Below are 20969 nucleotides of genomic sequence, written 5' to 3' on the forward strand. Positions count from 1 at the left end.
AGGAGAGAACCTAGAGGTCCTCTCCGGCTGTTTGTTCCTTTTTGATTCGAGTTGCTTTGAACTGCTAAAATCAAATCTCATTACTCTTCTTTACGTTTTGTCGCAAGAATCGCAGCAGATAAAGCGATGCTCACACTTGCTAAGAAGAGGGCTGCTTCTGAACCATGTTCTCCTGTAGCAGGAAGTTTCTCTTCATCTTTAGCTCCCGGAGTTTTGGTATCAGCTACTGGACTTGGAGTGAGCGGGTACTCAGGTTTTTCAACAGTTGGAGCTGCTTGATCTCCAGCTGTAGCCAATACACCTGTGTAGGCTGGTTTCTCGTTTACCAAGGCTTGGACCGCATTGACGCCACCCTTAAACTCAGGGACTTCATTTGCAGCCGCTAGGACCGCATTAGCGCCGCCCTTGAACTCAGGAACCTCATGTACAACTGCTTCTGCTGCATTGACACCGCCCTTAAACTCAGGTAGGTCATGTACAGCTGCTTCTGTTGCATTGACGCCGCCTTTGAACTCAGGTACATCAAGAACTGGTGGTTGTTCTTCACCCTTGCTACTTGTTGGAGCATCTGGTTTCGTAGCAGAATCTTTTAATTGGTTGAGATAGTCTGCGAAGTAGGCCACCATTCTTTCCGTCAAGAGATGGTTATCCGTCGCATATTTCATGCTTGCCTGAACGCTAGCTACTTCCTCTTGATTGTCTTTGTCTGTTAATTTCTGCGCCTTAGCTAAAGCTGCTTCATAGCCAGACATGTCAAGAGGTGTTTCTGCTACTTGCGGACGAGTAAAGATAAGTTCCGCTGCAGATTGGTATTTATCGCCACCATCTCCGTAAGTCTTGGTACCAGTAAGGACAATTTTCTTAGCCTTGATTGTCTTGCCAAAGTCAATGTCTTTTGGTTTGTTGTTATTTGGCCAATCTGTTACGGTGAAAGTATGTTCCTTACCAGACTCATCTGTGACAACCAGTTTCACATCTCGCAAGTTTCCATTTGAATCAGAGGCACGTGGAACATAACGAAGTCCTGTGATTTCAGTAGGTTCTTTCAAGACCATGGTTGCAGGCTTACCTACATCTCCTCCATTCCAAGATGTATGCCATAGGCTAGAAACATTGCCATCAAAGGCATTCTCTAGACCTTCACCTGGTTGAGCTGGCGCATCTAAACTTTCAAAGTCTTCTGCTACCAAGGCTGTCTTCTTCTGAACCAAAGCATTCTTCAAGGCTTCAATCTTGGCAATCTCTGCACGCGCTTCTTCTACGCTAATGTCATCATCTGCTTGGCTGAGGTTAAAGACCGCCTCTTTCAAAGCATCCATAGACTCTTTCGTGTAGTTAGTCATGGCAACCGTTGGCAAGTAGTTCTTCAGAGCATTTTCTGTCAACATCTTACCTGTTAGGGTAATTTCCTCGATGTGAAGATTGTCCATCATGAAGTCATTGTAACCACGGAAGTTGGCATTTCCGCCAGCATCTCCATGAGTATTGCTTGCGTTTCCAGTTGAGTAGATACCTACCCAAGTATCGCCTGTTTCTGCACCTGTCACGAGGAAGGTTACTTTCTTGGCTTTCTTAGAATCCGTCCAAGTATTTGGCAATTCATGCATTTCCAAGTTGCTTGCTTGACTACCACGACGACCTGACTGGAATTCTCCCTTACCGACTACAAAGGCATAGGTATTGTCTGATCCTGCTTCATATTCAAAGGTTACACGGTAGGTCTTACCAGCTTCAAAGCGGAAGTTTTGTGGAATAGTTTGGTAAACCAAGTTACGACGACTCACTAGTCCATTTGTCTTCAATGACCAATTTCCTTCGATAACATCATCGACTTTCTTACCATTCCAACCACGCTGTGTATATGGATCGTGTTTTTCAGACAAGTGAGTGCGGTTGTCTTCGACACCTTCGACACCACCTACTACAAATGGGAAGATTCCTTGAGCAACATTTTCAAAGTCTTGTTTGAAGGTTCCTTTACCTGTATCATGCTTGTCTCCGTACATGCTTGAATTGTTTTCAAAGGTACGAATTTCATCAAAGTATGTTGCTTCATCACCAGCTTCACGACTCAATGTCAGAGTGACATTTGATACATCAGATCCAGTTGTAAAGAAGGCGTACATATTTTGGAAGTAACTTGTATCGTCAACTGTAGCATTTTCACGACGATTGTTATGAGCATAAGCTTTGATATAGTTGAGAGCGAGTGACTTATTGGTATAAGTAGTCACTTCTTTCTCGCCAGTATTCACTGTGATACTTGCCTTAGCATTACTACGGTTATCGACACCAACATAAACCGCATACTTGGTATTTGGTTTCAAGCCAGTCAGTTTCTGAGTAAGGCTAACCTTGCTCTTATTGCCTTGGATACGAAGCATTTCATTTGCACCCTGTGATTTGACAATTTCTGCCTTGGAAGCATCACCAGAAATAGTCCAGTGTTTCAAGGTTCCACTGTTAAATCCTTGGTCATAGATGTGCATGCCTTCGCTCCATGACATTTCAGGATTGGTTTGTTTTGAACGGTAAAGAACGTATGGTTGATTTGCTAGAAGGTCTAGGGTAATCTTGCCATCTTTTACAGTTAGTTCTTGCTCTTCTGTTTTACCTTGGTCAGTTAGCTTGTAAAGGTAAACCTTGCTATTTGCCCAATCACTCGGAAGGGTCCAAGTTGTTGCACCGGCCTGCGTATTGAAGTAGTACATCTTTTCCTTTTCAGTAGGAAGTTTCTTACCATTTGCATCCCAGTTCCAAGGAGTCAAGTAAGCTGAACCATCTTGGATGACACGTCCATTGAGCGTTACTGTACGTTCGCGGTATTGCGGGCTATTGACATCGTTTGACTTACGAGTCACAACAACCTTGTTACCTGCTGCATCGACTAGCTCAACCTTCATTTCTGGAGTCCATTTATAGGTGCTACCATTATCGGTCATGGTAACTGGTGTACCATTTTCCCATTTACTTACAGTGAAGTGTTGGAAGTACTTAGTCATGACGTCATGGGCAAAGAGGTTAGTCACATAGCCATTGTAGTCGCTTCTTCCTTGCCAACCTTCAAAGTCTTTCATGCTGTAGCCACCTAGAAGTGGGTAGTTGGCTGCACCACCGTAACTTCTGTAGTCCCCAACCCAAGAATCTTTTTGGTGGTTGCGGATAAAGCGTGTGATGGCACTGTTGATACCTTTATTAGTGTAGCCACCATAGGTCAAGTCAGCTGCCCAGTGTTGGAAGGTAGAGTCGTATTCACCACCATGACCCCACTCGATCGCAAAGCGCCAGCCTTGTTTGTTGATTTCTTTGGCAAGAACGTGGGTAGCCCAGGCACCGTTATCACCTGATTGGCCATTGCCCCAAACATCCACATAGATAAAGTCGAGACCATCACCAAGTTTTTTCTTCAAGTCTTCCCAGCGAGCTAAGCGTCCATGCGCCAAGTCATAAGCAGCATCAATGTTGATACCTTGGTCTAACCAGTTCCAACCATAGCTGTAGCTTCCATCTGGATTCTTACGAAGAATATTTTCATTAAAGTACTTAGACTCAGGATAAGTCTCAGAAGCGTTCACGTGGATACCTAGATGAGCTCCATATTTCTTCGCTTTTTCAATCAATGTCTTGAAGTCTTCGACACCACCAATACGTTTACCAATATCAGCATAGTTCAAGTGACCAGAGTCGTGACCTTCACTACCATAACCTTTAAGGAGAACACCTTGCCCAAGACCATCTGTGTGGAGATTGATCTTCTTGATACCATCCAAGGTCATAAGGAATGGGTTTTGTGCTTGAGAACCAAAGTTCATCGCGATACGGTAAGCAGTGATATCCTTAACTTTTTCCCAACCTTGAGGGTTGTTCATGATGCTACGATAAGCAATGGCACCATCTTGCCAATCGACTTTGTTGTCAGCATTGGCGTCTTCGGTGATAACAACCTTGGCACTTGGAAGTTCCTTGGTGTATTCTGGGAAAACAATGCCCTTATAAGCTTTTTCCCATTGCCATTCAGAACTTTGGATTCCCACATAGTTTGTATTTCCAACAGTTTGTTTGAATGCTGTCAAACGAGTCCAGTCATTCGAACCACCACCGTAGCTGTTTTGAGAGTTACTCCAAACACCTGCAGCAAGCTTATCTGTAGAAACAAAACCATACATATAGCCCTTAGCCAAATCTTTCATTGGATTGGTTACAGCAATATGTTCATCTCCACTGATATGAGTGTTGTTTGACATGGTTGCCCCGTCAAACTTAGCTCCAGTTTGGTCGCTTGAAACTGACACAAGTGAGTTCCCCAAGAAATTGATAGAGGAGAGAAGTTTTCTTTCATCGTCAATCTTTTGACCTGGAGTAACTTGATTGTGGTTGACAATCTTGGTCACATCAAAATGCAACTGATTTTCTACAACTTGCAAGCGTACTGTCATATCTGCATTGATGAAATTCTTCTCGTCACGAAGCTTCATCAAGTACTCTGCAGTAGTATCATTGATCTTCTTATAGGTGACTTCAGGTGTAATTTCGCGATTGTTTACCAAGATTTTCTTAAGTTGTTGAACTTGTCCTGGCAAAGTATGCCCATTCAAGGTGTATTCTTTGACTCGAGGGAAGGCTTGGTCAATCACTGCCTTGAGAACCTTGGACTGGATCGTATCATAAGTCACCTTGCTATCATCAACAGCCGGACCTGTTTCTTTCTGGGCAGGAGTATCATCCGCTTTTACACCTTCTTGATTGTCTGTTTTAACGCTGACAACCGTACGGTCATTGCTATAAGTTCCTGCCTTGAGAAGGATCTTCTTCTCATTTTTAAGATTCTCATTGACCGTCCCCGGTAAGGTCACTGTGTCAAAGAGATTTACATCGTTATTGCTAGCATTGAGCTGGCCATCTGACTTAAGAGTGATAGAAAGACGGTTTACAGAACCCGTTTCTGGTGCTGCTACACGGTTTCCTTTATACCAAGTGCTATTTCCTGGAGTTTTGTATTCCCAGAACCAGCCACCTTGGTCATATCCAACAAAAACATTGTTCTTGGTATCTTTAAATTTCAAGAAGACACCAAAGCGTGATTTGCCCTTTTCAGAATCATCTTTGAAGGTTAAATCAACCGTCGCATTTCCATTAGCGTCAACTGTCAATCCTTGTTTTTCAAACAAAGCTGGTTTGCCATCATTGTCATTTTGGGCCGTTGAAGACAATTGATTGTAGCGAACACCCTTTTCTTCACGAATAGTGACGGTTCCTTGTTGCTCTTTATTCGCTACTGTTTGCCATTCAGGAGTTACTGCCTTAGGTGTTTCAGGTTTAGCAGCTGCAGGTTTATCCTCTTTTGGTTTTTCTTCAGCCGGTTTTTCTTTCTCTTCCAAGTCTGCTGGTTTCACACTTGAAATTCCCTGTATGTGGTCTTGAATCCATTTTAGTTGAGCTGGTGAGAAGAGAATGCCTCCGCTCCGTTTTCCAACTACACCATTTTGGTGAACACCGACTAGTTTGCCTTCTGTATCAAAGACACCGCCGCCACTAGCACCCGGTTTTCCTCCTTGGTAACCAATCCCTTGGACACCTTCTCCGTATGGTTCCGCAAAATCAACTGTAGTATTGACAATCGGATTCAATTTTCCTTCTGGATAACCAAAGACATGAAGCTTATCTCCGATTTTCTTAACTACTGGCTTTTTGGTTACTTCAACAGGCGTATTTTCGAGAACTGTACGCAATCTCACAAGGGCCAAATCATTTTTGAATCCTTTCAGATAGCCTTCACGATCCCAATGAATAATATCTTTCTTGCTAAACTTGACATCTGGCAATCCTGGATAAGAGATGCTATAGATATCTCCATCCCCTTGGTCATTATCCACAACCTTACGGATATTGCCGTCTTGGCTATCCTTGATAAAGTTGTGAGAAACCGTCAAGACAAGGTCTTTAGCAATGACAATACCGCTACCTTCTCCTGATGGCGTCTTAATCTTAACAGTCGCGCCGTAGTTTAATTCCCCATTGGTAGTCTTAGCCACATCTTCTGGGACGAGCTTCCCAGTATCTTGGGCCAACTGATCCTTGTCAACTTCGCGCCCATTGTCTTCAGCTTTCTCCAACTTATCTTCTAATTCTTTTGGCAGATTGCTCGGCTTTTCAGACTTTTCTTTTTCTTGAGCCAACAACTCTTCTTCTGTTTGTGGGCCTTCAGTAGTTTCAGCTGAACCAGGATTCTGAGCGGCAGCTTCCTTGTCAAAATCGTGCCCCTCATCACTAGCCTTCTTATCCAAATCAGCTAGTTCACTCGGCAAATTATCTGTTGAACCAACTCTTGCTTGATCAGCCAATACTGGGGCAGCAGCAAAGAAAGTCGCTCCAATCATCACCGAAGCTACTCCAAGCGTAAACTTACGAATGCTGAACTTACAGCGTTTTTCAAAAAATCGTTTATCCATGAACTCCTAAATCCTTTCATTTTCCAGTAAGCGTTTACATTTCTTTTTTAAAAAATACTCCTTTCTCTGAAAGTGCTCTGCTTAACTGTTATAAATAAAAAATAATTGTACTTTTAATATAACAAATAAAAGACCAGAAAGCAATAGGAAATAGGTAAAATTCACTAAAATTTTCTCTTTTCTGAAAAATCCTATCTCTCATCATTCAGGGACTTATACCAAGATAAAAAAGGACTTAACCATCATGTCGATGGCTAAATCCTTCACTTTTTTAAAGTTATTTCACATGGTTTGCGAGTTCTTCTTGGGCCTTTTTATTTGACTCTTCTTTTTCTTTCAACCATTTTTCTTGAGCCTTTTGGTATTCGTCTGTTGTCACGGCTTTATCTTGTACTTCTAGATATTTGTACAAAAGGGCTTCACTCATACCCTTGTTACCAGAGTATGCAAATGGAAGTGTAAATGGCACCATCTTAGACAACATTGGACGACCAGTTTGAGAAGTTGTTGGGATGAGCAAGGCACTGTCTGTCAACCAAGCTTGGGCAGCAGCATATTTCTCATAACGTTTTGAAACATCAGTGGTTTCTTCACCAGCTTCCACAACCATTTTTTCGTAATCTTCTAAACCAACTTGCTTAGCCGCAGCGTTGTTTGTCCCAGAATCAAATCCTAGATATGTTTTCGTATTTTCTCCTACAGAAGGCTTGATAATATCAAGATAAGTAGATGGATCGATATAGTCTGGAGACCAACCCACGTTATCTGAGATATCCCAGTCTTCTCCAGCCGCAGTTTCAGCGAAGTAGGTAATGTTTTGAACATCATCTTTTTGGAGCTGTTGGATGTCGATAACCACATTATCTGATCCTAGATTTTCTTCAACTGACTGTTTAAAAGATTGAACACGTTGAACTTTTGTTGTATTGGTTTGATCTACAGGCATATCCAAGTGGATTGGGAATTTCACACCTTCCGCTTGAAGGGCCGCCTTAGCTTTAGCGAACTCTGCTTTGGCTTTGTCAGGATTGTAGAGTCCATCTTGGGCATCATCCAAGTTTACGTTGCTCCACTCATCTCCATAGGTCACCAATTTTTCCTTAACTAATTCCCCAAAGTTTTTCCCATCTGCCTGTACAAATGTAGGAGGAACAAATAAGTTACGAAGCAGCTTAGTAGCACCACTTGCACCATTGACTTGAGAAGCATAGGCTGTTCTATCAAAACCAAAGGCAAGTGCTTGACGGAAGTCTTTGTTTAGAAGAGCTTTCTTGGTAGAAGTTTTTTGTTCATCAGTTGTTTTAGATGAGTGTTGATAAGATTGACGATCGATATTGATACCAACTAAGAAAGTTGATGAGTCTTGTTGTGTATAAACAATATTGTCTTTATATTCTTTTTCAGTCTCTGGGTAGCTAGCGCTTGTTGGGAAGAGACGGGCCATTGTAAAGCTGCCATCTTTGAAGGCTTCAGTTGGTTTGTTGGTGTCTTGACCATCCCAGTAGGACAATTTCACTTTATCGAGATGAACATTGTCCTTATCCCAATAGTTTGGATTTTTTTCAAACTCAACAGAAGATTTGGCTACGATAGATTTAAGCAAGAATGGGCCATTGTATAGGATGCTACTTGGATCTGTTCCTTTAGCGAAATCATCCCCTTTAGAGTTTAAGAACTCTTCATTAACTGGAGCCATTACCCCCATCGTTGTCTTAGAATTCCAGAAGCTTTCTGGCTTGTTCAAGGTGTACTGAACAGTGTGGTCATCAAGAGCCTTAATACCTACTTCTGCGAAATCTTTGATTTCCCCTTTAACATAGGCATCCAATCCTTTGATTGATTCCTGAACAAGGTAAAGACCATCTGATTTTTTATCAGCTGCATATTTTAGACCAGTTACAAAGTCTTGCGCTTTAACCGTTGCGTATTCTTCTCCTTCAGAAGTATACCATTTTGCATCCTTCCGAATGGTATAAGTATAAGTCAATCCATCCTTGGACACTGACCAATCCTCGGCCATTGACGGTACAAAGTTACCATAGCGGTCATTTTCTAGCAAACCATCAACAACGTTACTGGTAATATTTGCAGTAGCCGCCTTACCAGTTGTCAAATAGTTGAGGTTATCAGGGTCTGTTTCATAGATATATGAGAAGGTTTTCTCAGATTTTGCACTCGATCCTGATCCAGAGCAAGCAGCTAGAGTCGCAGCCGCCAATAAGGTTACACCCGCAAGGGCAAATATTTTTGAACTTTTCATTTATTTCTCCTTTAAAACTTTCTCTCCATTATAGACTCTTTTTAGAGAGATGTCAACAGAATTTTCTGAATTTTTGTGTTAATTTGGTATATTCTGAAAAGACCAAAAAGGAGAAGACAGTGATTGTCCTCTCCAGATGTTAGCTAACAAAGAGCCACATTATAAATCTAAAATAATTTATTTTAATTTAATATACTTTTGTGGTAATAAAACAATATTCAAAAATGGAATTTTTTTCAATATATAAGTTGCCAGTATGGATAAATACCAACCCAAGACAATCCCAACAACAATGTGAAGAAAAACTGAGTTTATCCCCACTTTCAACATTAGAATCCGAATCATGCTACAAATTGGTGCATGAAGAATATAGATCCCTAAACTATCTTTCCCGTATTTAGTGAAATATAGGAATGTTTTAGGGAAATTTTTCTCCATTTTAGGAAAAATCACAAAAGCAGCTAATACAGAGACAATAAAAGCAATCCCCCACAAACCTGGGTTACTATAGCTTACATAATCCTTCTTAGATCCTACTTCATAAAACAAGAACCAAGCGAACATATAAATAAAATCAAATAGCACAAAGAAAAAAAGAATTTTTTTCAAATTAATTTTATCAAAGTGAATTTCACTTAATACACTGCCAAGAAAGAAACAAAGCCCCCAAACTAGCGTTCTTTGAATAATATAAATATCTGTTTGAACAAATAGGGTTAAACAATAAGCGAAAACACTTATCAAAAATAACATTCTACGATTTTTGACTAAAATAGACAATAATCCATAGATTATCAAAATCGACCAGAGTATATATAAATACCACGAAACCCCAAGAGGATCTTTATAGATATTTAGCAAATCAGATATGGTTGTAGGAACACGAACAGATGCCCCTGCAACTTTTTGAAGACCAAAGTGAATGATCGAATAGAAAATATATGGCAGACCAAAAACAATTGTCTTCTTTTTAGCATATTGCCAGAACTCCTTCAAATCCGACACAGGTTTGAAAAAGTATCCTGATAAGGCAAAAAATACTGGTATATGAAATATGTAGACTTGTGCTATCAACAATGATAGTATGTTGTTTGCTGTGGGAAATTTTTCCGATTGATACAGTCCAAGCAACACATGTCCTACTAAGACTAAAAATATGGAAAAGCCTTTTCCAAAATCTATCCAATTGATTCTACTTTTTGTCATATCCAAACTCTTTCTCCACAACCTCAAGCGCTCGTTCAATCACCACATGCATATCGTAATACTTATAATCTGCTAAGCGTCCACAGAAGATAACCTTATCATTCTTTGAAGCCTCCTCTTGGTACTTAGCAAACATAGTATTATTTTTCTCATCGTTGATCGGATAGTAGGGTTCGTCCCCACGCTTCCAGTCGGCTGGATATTCACGCGTGATAACGGTCTTTGGCTGCGTGCCATACTCGAAATGCTTGTGTTCGATAATACGAGTATAGGGAATCTCACGCTCTGTATAGTTCACTACAGCATTCCCTTGATAATTTTCCTCGTCCAAGGTTTCATGCTCAAAACGAAGGCTACGGTATTCTAACTCTCCGTGCTTGTAGTCAAAATACTGGTCGATCATTCCTGTGAAGACAACTTTATTAGCAGATGCTTCCAACTCTTCACGGTGAGCAAAGAAATCTACTCCAAGTTCAACTTCTACATCTTTCAGCATATTTTCGATGATGACATTGTAACCACCAATAGGAATTCCTTGGTAACGGTCGTTAAAATAGTTATTATCAAAGGTTAAACGAACTGGAAGGCGTTTGATGATAAATGGTGGAAGGTCTGTCGCAGAACGTCCCCATTGTTTTTCAGTATAACCCTTGATCAATTTTTCATAGATATCCGGACCAATCAACTTGATAGCTTGTTCTTCCAGATTTTTCGGCTCAACATCCTTCATATCAGCTGTCTGCTCAGCAATTTTATCTTTCACTTCCTGTGGAGTTTTTGTCCCCCACATAGCATAGAAAGTATTCATATTGAAAGGAAGATTATAAAGACTTCCTTTATAGTTTGCGACAGGTGAGTTGATATAGTTGTTAAACTCAGCAAATTGATTAACATAGTCCCAAACTTTTTTATTAGAAGTATGGAAGATATGGGCACCATATTTATGGACATTGATACCTTCTACATTTTCACAGTAGATGTTCCCTCCAATGTGATCGCGTTTATCAATCACTTTTACTTTTTTTCCACGTTTTGTAGCTTCGTGAGCAAAAATAGCTCCAGACAAACCAGCTCCGACGATAAGATAATCGTACATAGTGTTCTCCTTTTTATAATTTAACGATTCGATTGAAATAAGGAATTTTCATTAACATTCCAACAATAATAAAACTAACACTTAAAGTAAATATAGCGAAAAGTAAATATGATCCTACGAAACTAAAACCAAATAGTTTTTCCCATACCTTCATAGTATATGTATGTATTATAAAAACTCCCATAGTTTGATTAGAAAGGGAAACAATACATTCGCTCCGTTTTTCATTCAAAGTAAGCGTGAGGATAGTTAGAAAAATTCCCAAACTTACAACTTTTACAAATAAAATATCATAAAAATATTCAGCAAAAAGATTATGATAAGTAGTCTTCGCTATGAAAAATAATATTACTGGTGAAATCAATAACAACAGTACCACAACTGCTTTCATCCATCTCTTAAACCTATTTTTGATAATATCCTTGTTAAATTGCGCTATAAAACCACCTAAAAGGTAGTAAAAAAACCAAGTCCATAATCTAAAGGTTTGTATAACATATGTTTGTGCTGGCATTTGAAATACAATATTTGCTAACTCAAAAATCAAACCAATAACTACCAATAAAGATAGACTGTATAAATAACTTCTTTTTGAATTTAGAAATTTTTTCAAAATCGGCAAACATATATAAATAAGCATTAAGGATCCGAAAAACCAAAACTGAAAGAAATAACCTTTTTGTATCAAAGAACCTACAATTTTTTTAATTAGGTTCTCTGTGAAGTCTCTTTTAAACAGCCAGACGATAAAGGTCCATGACGACACTGTTATTAGAATCCATTTTACTTTCTGCAGTATGTAAGAATAGGTAATCTCTCTCTTTCCCAACAATAAATAACCATTGACCATAAAAAATAAAGGGATAGAATAAGTTCCTAAGTAATATAAATATGTCAAAAGATTCCATGAACCTGTCTCTTTAAACCCATCCATCGTTGTATGAAGTAGAACAACTCCAACACATGCAAGTACTTTTAATAGATCTAAATTAATATTTCGATATTTGCGCATTCTAATTTTTCCTAATCATTTGTTTTAATTCTGTCACATCTACCACTTTCAGAGATAGAATCAAAAAAAGGTAAATGATTCCACCAAGCACCACAAACACTAAAACATTTATGACCGGTGAAAAATGTATGAATGTTTTTGAAGCCAGCAAAATGCCATACATGATAGCAGATCCGAGTACAACTTTTGTCATAGATCCAATAATGGGAACTTCTTTTAAGTATTTACGAGTAAAGAACAATTGAATTGCCCATACAAGAACTTCTGTCAACACTGAGACAATCGCTGCCCCTATATAACCAAGCTTAGGGAGAAATAACAAATTCAAAGCAACACTGAGAATCGCAGGCACAGTTGTTGAAGCCATAAATTCCTTATTTTTATTGTGTGGAATCAAAATTTGAATTCCCATAATATTGGTCCAACCGATAAAGAACATACGAAAAATCATAATAGAAATTGCATAGCGTGCATCTTGAAAGTCCTTCCCAAGGAAAAATTGAACAAAATCATCGTTGACAATCAACATTCCTGCTATGATTGGGAAAATCACCAAGTTATAGATTAAAAAAGACATCTCGTGCATCTTATTGACTGCCTTATAATCTCCTGTTGCTAATAAATTAGCAACTCGAGGTAACATAACACTCCCAAGCGATGTTACCAATGTTAATAAAATATTTACCAATTTAAGAGCCTGATCATAAATTCCTACATCTTTTGTAGAGGATAAAGCACCAAGCATCGTACGATCCAAAGTTACATAAAGCGAAATAGCAATCTGTGGTAAGAATAGCAAAATAATAGGCTTCAAATGATGTTTGGCGTACTCTAAATCAAAATGAGGTTTTCCAATAAATTCCCGAGCGGGTAGCCACATGCTTAGCTGCCCCAAGAGTTCAAATATGGTTAGCAAAAAGACATAGAGGTATAGGTCATTTGCAGATTTGACAAAAAGGAAGATGGAAACCACTCCAACTAATTTTACTGTAATATTGCGAACAGTAATCTTTCGAAAATCCTCCAACCCTTGAAAGAGCCAGGATATATCTAATCCTTTAGAAACCAAAGCCAATCCTAGAATGTAGGCTACTGGATTTTGCATAAAGGGAAGGGTTAGACAAAGAAGACCATACAAGGTTAGAGAAAGGACTGTTGCACCTAATTGCAGAGAGTAGATTCCCCAAAAGTTTTTTTCAATTTCCTTGCGATGCCCTGAAATTACCTTGGTCCCATAGTTGGCAACTCCTAGAGTCGCTAAGAGGATAAAATAAGTAACGATGGAGTTAAAATAACCATAAATTCCTAAATCATCCGAAGAAAAGACCCGTGTTACATAGGGAGTCGTAATAATCGGAAGTATAATCACCAACAATTGATAAGATAGATTGTAGGCATAGTTTTTAAGTACTTTCATTTCAAGTCGTCCTATTTAGAATCAATCAGCGAAAATAAAAACTTTGACCGATTAGACTTATAATGGGCAATTATTCTAAAAGTTTCTTTCATATTTCCTCTTTCCTACAATTTTTAAGACTTATTCCAAATTAAATTGAATCTATACACGATACTATCGTAGCAACAAATACAATTTAGTGCTAAAAATAAAAATAAGGTATTTAAGTTTTACTTTCGATGATAACTTACTATTTTTTAATAACTCACTCATTTTGACTCTCAATAACTCTTTATCTTTTGCAAAATCTTTTAAACCTGAGTCAGCTTTTGCACCAATTACTACAAAACCACCCAATATTTTTTTTGCTTGTAATGATTGTAGTAACTCTTCACATTGGTTATATTTTTTCCTAATGACTTCTTCGTTTCTTTCAACCGCATCAAAGAATTCATACCTTTTTTCAGTAAATGTTGAACGGACAATACTTCCCTCTCTTCGATAATAATTGTATGTTTCAAGTGGGCTGATTACAATTTTATCTGCAAGAGAAAGGTGTTCACTAACGACATAAAAATCTTCATAAATTTTACCAACTGGAAAAGGAACTGTCTCCAGGATACTTTTGTGGTAGAGTTTGGCACAAGCAGAAACTGTCGCGAATTTATCATCCAACATTGCTTCCAGAGCCTCTTCTTTTGTGATTGGAGCTAGACCTTTATAATCTGATTCTTGTAAGCGATAAGAAGTATAAGCATTATATTTAGACGCTGTCTTCACCTTAGTTGAAATCAAGTCTGCATGATGCTCCTCATGAATTTTCACGATTAACTCTAGAGTATATTCTTCAAGATAATCATCTGGATCTAAAAAGAAAATCCAATCTGAACTCGCTTTAGAAACTCCAAAGTTACGTGCATCAGATAAACCACCATTTTCTTTGTGAAAAACATGGATATTTTCATACCGATTTGCATAATCCTCGCATAACATAGGAGAATTGTCTGTTGAACCGTCATTTACAAGGATTACTTCGAAATTTTGATAGGTTTGCTTTATCAAACTTTCTATAGCAAAGTGCAAATAGTCTGCAACATTATAAACCGGAACAACAATGCTAATCAACATCTTAAACCCCTCTCTCTTTTTCTTTCTTCTTCGAGTATTTCTTCAAAATGGGATTGAAAATCACACCTAGTGCATAGTTGGTGTTATGGTTCAAATAAGATAATTTATCAAATTTTTTCGTAGGAATGTAGTTATATGAACTTTGCTGAATTTTACTGTATAGTTCAGTCAAGAGTGCCTTAGAGTCATCAACTATCCAAGACAAATCAACTTGCAAACTAATTAAATAGACCAATGTCTCAGAAACAACTCGATTCAAGACAACATCGCCCTCAATTTTTGAAAAATAGTCTAGCACAGAGTTTGTTACAGTTAGATGATGACGAACATTTCGCTTCATACTCTCAATATTCATACTCTGTTCAGGTCTTCCAATATAGTATTGATAAATATCGAAATTCCAGTAAACAAAACTATGGACATACTCTAAAGGAAATAGAGTGTACTGCATATCAACGTAAAAAGTTTTTTCACTCAATCGAATGTTATTCTTTGATAAGATAGATGTTTTATAAGCAACTGAATGCATTGGAATTCGAACATCAGGAATTCCCGTATATGTCTTACCAACTTCATATTTATCAATAAAATCATTTCGAACAACAGTGTCATTATATACATGTTGTTCTGTAAAATCGGTAATAATCATATCTACATCAGTAGTTTCAAGAGCATCCAAAAACTTTTCAAATTCTGCCGGAATAATCCAATCATCTCCGTCAATAACTTTAAAAAATTTCCCTTTCGCTTCCTGAATACCACGATTGATAGTGGAACCATGTCCACCATTTTCTTTCGTTATTACTCGTCCATTCAGTAAAGAATCTTTTTCCAAAACTTCTTTTGCTACTTTTTCTGTATCATCTGTACTTCCATCATTCACAATCAAAACCTCAAATTTTTCTTTATGATTTGGGTTTACTTGCTGGAAGGATTCAATTCCTTTTAAAATATAGTCCTGAATATTATAACTAGGCATTACAATTGTTAACAAACAATCTTTCATTTTATCTCCTAAATTTTCTCAATCAGTTCAATCCACTGGTTAAGAATCATATTTTTATCAAATTTATCCATATTGTCTTTGGCATGAGATGAAAAACGATTCCTAATTTCCTTGTCATTCATTAGCTCTAACAATCTCTTAGACATCTCATCTATATCATAACAATCTATTAGATATCCATTAATACCATTTTCGACAATCTCACTAGGCCCTGTCGGACAACTGAAACTAACAATAGGAAGATTGTATTGCTGAGCTTCTAACAATACCAAGGGTAAACCCTCGTAACGAGAAGTCATGACGTAAATCCCTTTATCCCCATATATTAGATCCTGATTTTTCTCTAGTCCTTTAATGAACAATTTATCCTGCAAATTGTTTTCCTTGATTAGTTCCCGGATTTTGTCTACTTCATCTTGATTGCCAGAACCGTAGATTTCCCAGGTCCAGTCAGACTTCTTAGACAAAACCTTTTTGGCAACTTGAACAAGGTAATCATAGCCTTTTTGATTATCAAAACGACCAACTGTAACAAGTTTAGTCGACTCATTGTTATAAGTTACATTAGAAAGAAGATTTTCTTTCCAATTGTAAATATAAGCAATCTTATCCTCAGAAATACCGTATTTGCTTATATAATTTCTACGATCTTCTAGGGTGAGAGTAATAATCTTATCTGCAAGCTTTGTTCCAACATACCTTTGTACTCTCTGAGAAAATTCTCTATTATCAGTAATTGAATTGGTGTGATCACATAAAACTACTTTAGTAGGAATCCCTATTCCTGCTAAAGATAAAAATACATTGGCGGATATCCCTATCCCAAAGGCAACCTCTATCTCATTATCTATAAAATATTTTTTTAACATTTTTGAGATTTTGAGAATATTCTTAGACAAGCGTACTCTATGGTCAAAAAAATTGGAGTATTTTACCTGAGAATTAATTTTAAAGAAAAGGTTAGATTGCTTTGTTGTAATTCCAATCAAATGAACTTCACACTTTTTTGTGAGTTCATTTGCCAATGATATAGCAACTCGCTCACCACCGCCAGAATCGTCTAAAATCCATTTCACAATACATACTTTTTTTGCCAATTTTTAACCTACCCTTTACTCTTTATCTCTAGTTGATATAAGCTCGATATTATGTGCCACTCTATCTTCTACTGGAGGGAGTTCCATGAAATCGCCATAAATTTCCGTCAAATAACCTTTATAATCTGTAGGACATTTTATTATAACATCTTCAAAATTAAGAGAGTTAGGCTCCCCAAAGTACTCTTTAGGAACTATTTCTCTCTCCCTATATCTGCCTAGAACATTCCCAACGTAACGGGAAGTTTTTAAATCATATTTCTGAATAAGTTTATGCAGATTCTTTACTAAAGCATCTTTTGGAAGTAGCTTTTGGATTCTTAGCGTTTTAGATATTTTAACTATAAGATTCTCTATAGTTCCGCGATTTTTGTCTTCAAGATGATCCAAAACTGATATTTTACAAAGCATTCTTTGAAACAACACTCTAGAACTATGTAATTTAGCTGCAAAACTCCCCTTTTCTGGATAACCATCTAGAGGAAAAATATCAATAAAGACATTGCTTTCCAAATTTGCAAATTTAACAATCACATTTTTATCGACCAATTGAGTTATATCGAGATTTAGAGGATTATTGACTATCTTTAAATAGCTTGGTAATAAACGTGGAGCTACTTTTTTAAACTTTTCATAATCTTCCCTCGGCATGCCAATATCAATATCATCATCCCAAGGGATAAATCCTTTGTGACGTACTGCTCCAAGCAATGTTCCCCCTAGAGCATAGTAGGTCAAATTATTTTCTTCACAAATATTAATAAATTCTTTCAAGATAGACAGAATCTTGTTTTGAATAATTTTGATATCCGACATACTTTTCTCCTCTGTAAAAACGATACAATTCGATATATAATAATACTCCTGTTCAGTATTCTCTTAAATCTGTAGCTGACTAATACTACTTAATTTCCCATTATATTATTTTTTCAAACGAATCATTCTCTAACATTTAATCTCTTTCGCTGGAAGATTGATAATCAGAATATATTAAACTTCCTATCAAAATCCAAAATATATTGTACTGAAGGTACAAATTCAAATCATCAATTATTGAATGGAAACTCATCAATATCAAAATAAAAGCAAGAACCCATTGACGTCTCTTAATAACTTTAAACAAAGTTAAGGTTAACAGTATAATCATCAATACTAGGATTAGCAAACCGTATTTTTGTAAAATTTGCATATACAAATTATCCACATATAGATACGTCTGATAAATTTTTACTCCCTCTGTAGTGAGACCATTCCCAGTCCATTCAACTTGTCGGCCAAACAAACCAAAGCCATATAGCTGCAGAGATTTATTCGTCAAATATATACGATTACCTAACATGTAGTTTAATTCATAAAGAAAATTATTAACAAAAACATTAGTTGAATTGAGATAAGTAAATGAAATCCAAAAACTCACTAGTGCATTTACAATAAAGGTAAATTTAAAAATACTAAACATACGTCCTAATTTAGAGAAAAGATCAGGAAACCACTTTATTAATAAATTGCAAATCAACAATATACAGGAACTATAAAATGTCAAACGAGAATCAGTCTGTTCATATACCCAATAAACAGATAAAGCTAGCAAGAACCACTGCCAATAATAGATTCTATTTTGCTTTAAATAAAATACAATAGCAACTACATTCATTAGCAAAGCCGACGGAAATAAAGCATATCTAAAGCCCAAATAGTTACGGACTCTCCCAGAAATCTCTAAATAATTAGGTATAACTCCCAATTTAGCACTTATTATAACAAACAATAACAAGCATACACTTATCACTAAAGCAATTTTCGCTACATTTTTAAACGGAATATCACGTAAAGAATAAACAAACAATATACCTACTGCGATATTAGAATTGATAGTGCCCATTTCCCCTATAATAAAGTAAAGTAAAATTGTAGCAAATAATCCAATGAGTGTTTTGTAATCATACTTTCTTTTAAATGACTCTTTTGTAAACAAAAAAAAGAGTAAAGTAGCTACCACTATTTTATAAACTTCTTTAGGTAAATATTGAGCATAAAAAGTCACACTTAATATTGAAATAATTAAAAATATCCCTAACGCAACAAGAGCTAAAATTTCTGGCAAAGACTTTATTTTTACTATTAATTTCATTCTTATTGTTCATCCCTATCTAAAAACTCTGACCATACTTCTTTCCGAAAAATTTGGCCAGTAAGAAAGATTTTCCTTTTTCAAATAAATTCACTCTCTCCATATACATAAATGGGAGTTCTTTTGGCTTAATGTTCTTATGTTTCAACCACACATTAAATAATAATTCACTAACACGACCGAACAGTCTAGCTTCAAATGGTGTTAACTGGGATACATCTATTTGCTCATACATCTTGTCTAAAATAGGAAATAACCAAGAAAAATACTGATTTACCAAATCTTTTTTCATAATAAACATATTGAACATGTAACCACTACGTTGCTTCATGACCTTATCGAAGACCGTCAAATATTCTGGACTTAACTGTTTAATGACATCACGAGCAATATCAAGATGACTTCCATTCAAAGTATGGGCATAGTGTGAATAGAGTGTTTCAATATAATACCGCCTCTTCTTAGGAACCAGAACATCATTTGTCAAAAGAAGATTATCTAAATCATCTCGAGATAAAACAACTTCATCCATACTGATATAATCTGAATATCTTTGTGATCTTTTGGTAAAATAACGGCGATAGTGTACCAAACCTAGATAATCACAGTCTAAGTTCTTCCACGCCCAGTAAAGTCCTGTTAATTCACAATAATATGGATTTAAAGATGAAATATTATCACCAGTATTATCTCCAATAAAACCGATATCTGATTTTCCTTCTCTCCCAACATGTATTGGAAGATAAAGAGTATTATCTTGAGGCATTTTAGCCTTCTTGTGTGTTGCTACTATGATTTTTACATCTATCAATCTACTTCGCTCCATCTTTCATCAATACAACTTTAACTGTCTTCAATAAAATCTCAATATCTTTCCAAATTGTCCAATCGTCTATATAGGCCACATCTAATTTGACAACTTCATCGAAATTCTTGATCTCACTTCGTCCACTGACCTGCCATAACCCTGTTATCCCAGGTTTAAAACTTAGACGACGTTTTTGTTCTGGGGTATAGTGTTCATACTCGTCCACTGTTGGTGGTCGTGTACCTACCAAACTCATATCTCCCTTTAGAACATTATAAAACTGTGGCAGCTCGTCCAAGCTAGTCTTCCGTATAAAGCGACCAATTTTCGTGATACGTGGGTCATCATCCACCTTAAACATTCCACCCTGCATGGTATTTTGTTCCATGAGTTCTCTTTTTTTGTCCTCAGCATCTACACACATGGAGCGAAACTTGTAAAAAGTGAAGTGGCGACCATTTTTTCCAATACGCGTCTGAGCAAAAATAGCAGAGCCCCCATCCTTTCGAATCAAAGGGACCAGTAAAACACCGACTAGACCACATAGTATCAGCCCTACCAATGCACCCACGATATCAATAATCCGCTTAGCAATCACGTGGCTAGTCTTATAAAATGTTGTAGAAAAAGTCACAACGTTTAATCCTGCCATCTCACGGATTTGCTTGTTACGTGCCAAACTACGATCAAAAACATTTAGATTGACTGTTACATCAATTCCCATCGTTTCAAACTGAGAGATAAGCTCTCCAATATTGTATTTTTCACTTGGAAGATTGATAAAGACTTCATCGACCACCTCATGAGTCGCAAAGTCTACTATCTCCTCCTCTGCTACTACCTTTAAAGAATTATGCTGAAAATCTGGTTTGTCTAAAACACTGACAGCTACCAACTCCCCAACAACCTCATTTGATTCTATTAATCTATCCAGTACCTTTTCGACACGAGAAGTTGCTGTAAGCAAGAGGATCTTCTTACTTCCTTTAAAATTGGGATAAGCTCGTTTCCAATACCACTTGATAAATAGGTTTAGCATATAGACTAAGAGAGCATGTAATGTGAGGAAGTAAATCATGCCTCGTCTAGAAATACTAAATCGATCTTCTAAGAAAAAATTAGAAATACTAATCGCTAGCGCAAAGAACAGGATATATTTCAATGTCTGGACAAGTTCAATCAAATATCCCCTTTTAAAGAAATCCTGTCCATAATCACTGATATAAAAGACAAAATAATGGAGGATATAAAGTGCAATAGCTGTTGTTGAAACAATCTCCGTTTCTCTCACAGCGCTAAGCAGATAAGTCAATAAAATAACAAGAAAACTCTGGATTATGGCCAATAAAGGCTTTACTACTTTTCCATTCATCTCTATCC

At 37.0% G+C, this 20969-nt stretch carries 13 protein-coding genes; all 13 read right to left on the reverse strand.

Annotation, left to right across the window (positions count from 1 at the left end):
• Nucleotides 1-80: 80 nt before the first annotated feature.
• Complete coding sequence (locus ADI74_RS02210; RefSeq protein ID WP_080980335.1) at nt 81-6449, reverse strand: SpGH101 family endo-alpha-N-acetylgalactosaminidase; 6369 nt, start codon at nt 6447-6449, stop codon at nt 81-83.
• Between the two features lie 277 nt (nt 6450-6726).
• The gene (locus ADI74_RS02215) at nt 6727-8709 is read right to left on the reverse strand and encodes a peptide ABC transporter substrate-binding protein (protein WP_049536754.1); all 1983 of its coding nucleotides are present in this window, start codon (nt 8707-8709) and stop codon (nt 6727-6729) included.
• Nucleotides 8710-8886: 177 nt separating this feature from the next.
• Complete coding sequence (locus tag ADI74_RS02220) at nt 8887-9915, reverse strand: acyltransferase family protein (protein ID WP_049536756.1); 1029 nt, start codon at nt 9913-9915, stop codon at nt 8887-8889.
• Nucleotides 9902-11011 (reverse strand): UDP-galactopyranose mutase, encoded by a 1110-nt coding sequence (glf, locus tag ADI74_RS02225; protein ID WP_049536757.1) that lies wholly within the window; start codon nt 11009-11011, stop codon nt 9902-9904. The genes ADI74_RS02220 and glf overlap by 14 nt, the downstream gene beginning before the upstream one ends.
• Nucleotides 11012-11024: 13 nt before the next feature.
• Complete coding sequence (locus tag ADI74_RS02230; RefSeq protein ID WP_049536758.1) at nt 11025-12023, reverse strand: acyltransferase; 999 nt, start codon at nt 12021-12023, stop codon at nt 11025-11027.
• A gap of 1 nt (nt 12024) precedes the next feature.
• Nucleotides 12025-13440 carry a flippase gene (locus tag ADI74_RS02235; protein ID WP_049536761.1) on the reverse strand — a complete coding sequence of 472 codons (1416 nt, stop codon included), beginning with the start codon at nt 13438-13440 and terminating at the stop codon, nt 12025-12027.
• A gap of 153 nt (nt 13441-13593) precedes the next feature.
• Nucleotides 13594-14547, reverse strand: coding sequence for a glycosyltransferase family 2 protein (locus tag ADI74_RS02240; protein ID WP_049536762.1), 954 nt, complete (start codon nt 14545-14547; stop codon nt 13594-13596).
• A 1-nt stretch (nt 14548) separates the two neighbouring features.
• Nucleotides 14549-15553, reverse strand: coding sequence for a glycosyltransferase family 2 protein (locus ADI74_RS02245; protein ID WP_049536763.1), 1005 nt, complete (start codon nt 15551-15553; stop codon nt 14549-14551).
• Between the two features lie 8 nt (nt 15554-15561).
• Nucleotides 15562-16650: a glycosyltransferase family 4 protein gene (locus ADI74_RS02250; RefSeq protein ID WP_049536764.1), complete on the reverse strand. Its 1089-nt coding sequence runs from the start codon at nt 16648-16650 to the stop codon at nt 15562-15564.
• Between the two features lie 15 nt (nt 16651-16665).
• Nucleotides 16666-17466: a LicD family protein gene (locus ADI74_RS02255; RefSeq protein WP_049536765.1), complete on the reverse strand. Its 801-nt coding sequence runs from the start codon at nt 17464-17466 to the stop codon at nt 16666-16668.
• A 136-nt stretch (nt 17467-17602) separates the two neighbouring features.
• Nucleotides 17603-18781, reverse strand: a complete 1179-nt coding sequence (locus ADI74_RS02260; RefSeq protein ID WP_049536766.1) for a hypothetical protein — start codon at nt 18779-18781, stop codon at nt 17603-17605.
• A gap of 19 nt (nt 18782-18800) precedes the next feature.
• Entirely contained in the window at nt 18801-19607 is an 807-nt protein-coding gene (locus ADI74_RS02265) for a DUF4422 domain-containing protein (protein WP_192833022.1), read from the reverse strand.
• Nucleotides 19594-20961: a sugar transferase gene (locus ADI74_RS02270; protein ID WP_049536768.1), complete on the reverse strand. Its 1368-nt coding sequence runs from the start codon at nt 20959-20961 to the stop codon at nt 19594-19596. The genes ADI74_RS02265 and ADI74_RS02270 overlap by 14 nt, the downstream gene beginning before the upstream one ends.
• Between the last annotated feature and the right edge of the window lie 8 nt (nt 20962-20969).

The sequence above is a fragment of the Streptococcus pseudopneumoniae genome (assembly GCF_001074565.1).
In the GTDB taxonomy this organism is placed as follows: domain Bacteria; phylum Bacillota; class Bacilli; order Lactobacillales; family Streptococcaceae; genus Streptococcus; species Streptococcus pseudopneumoniae_J.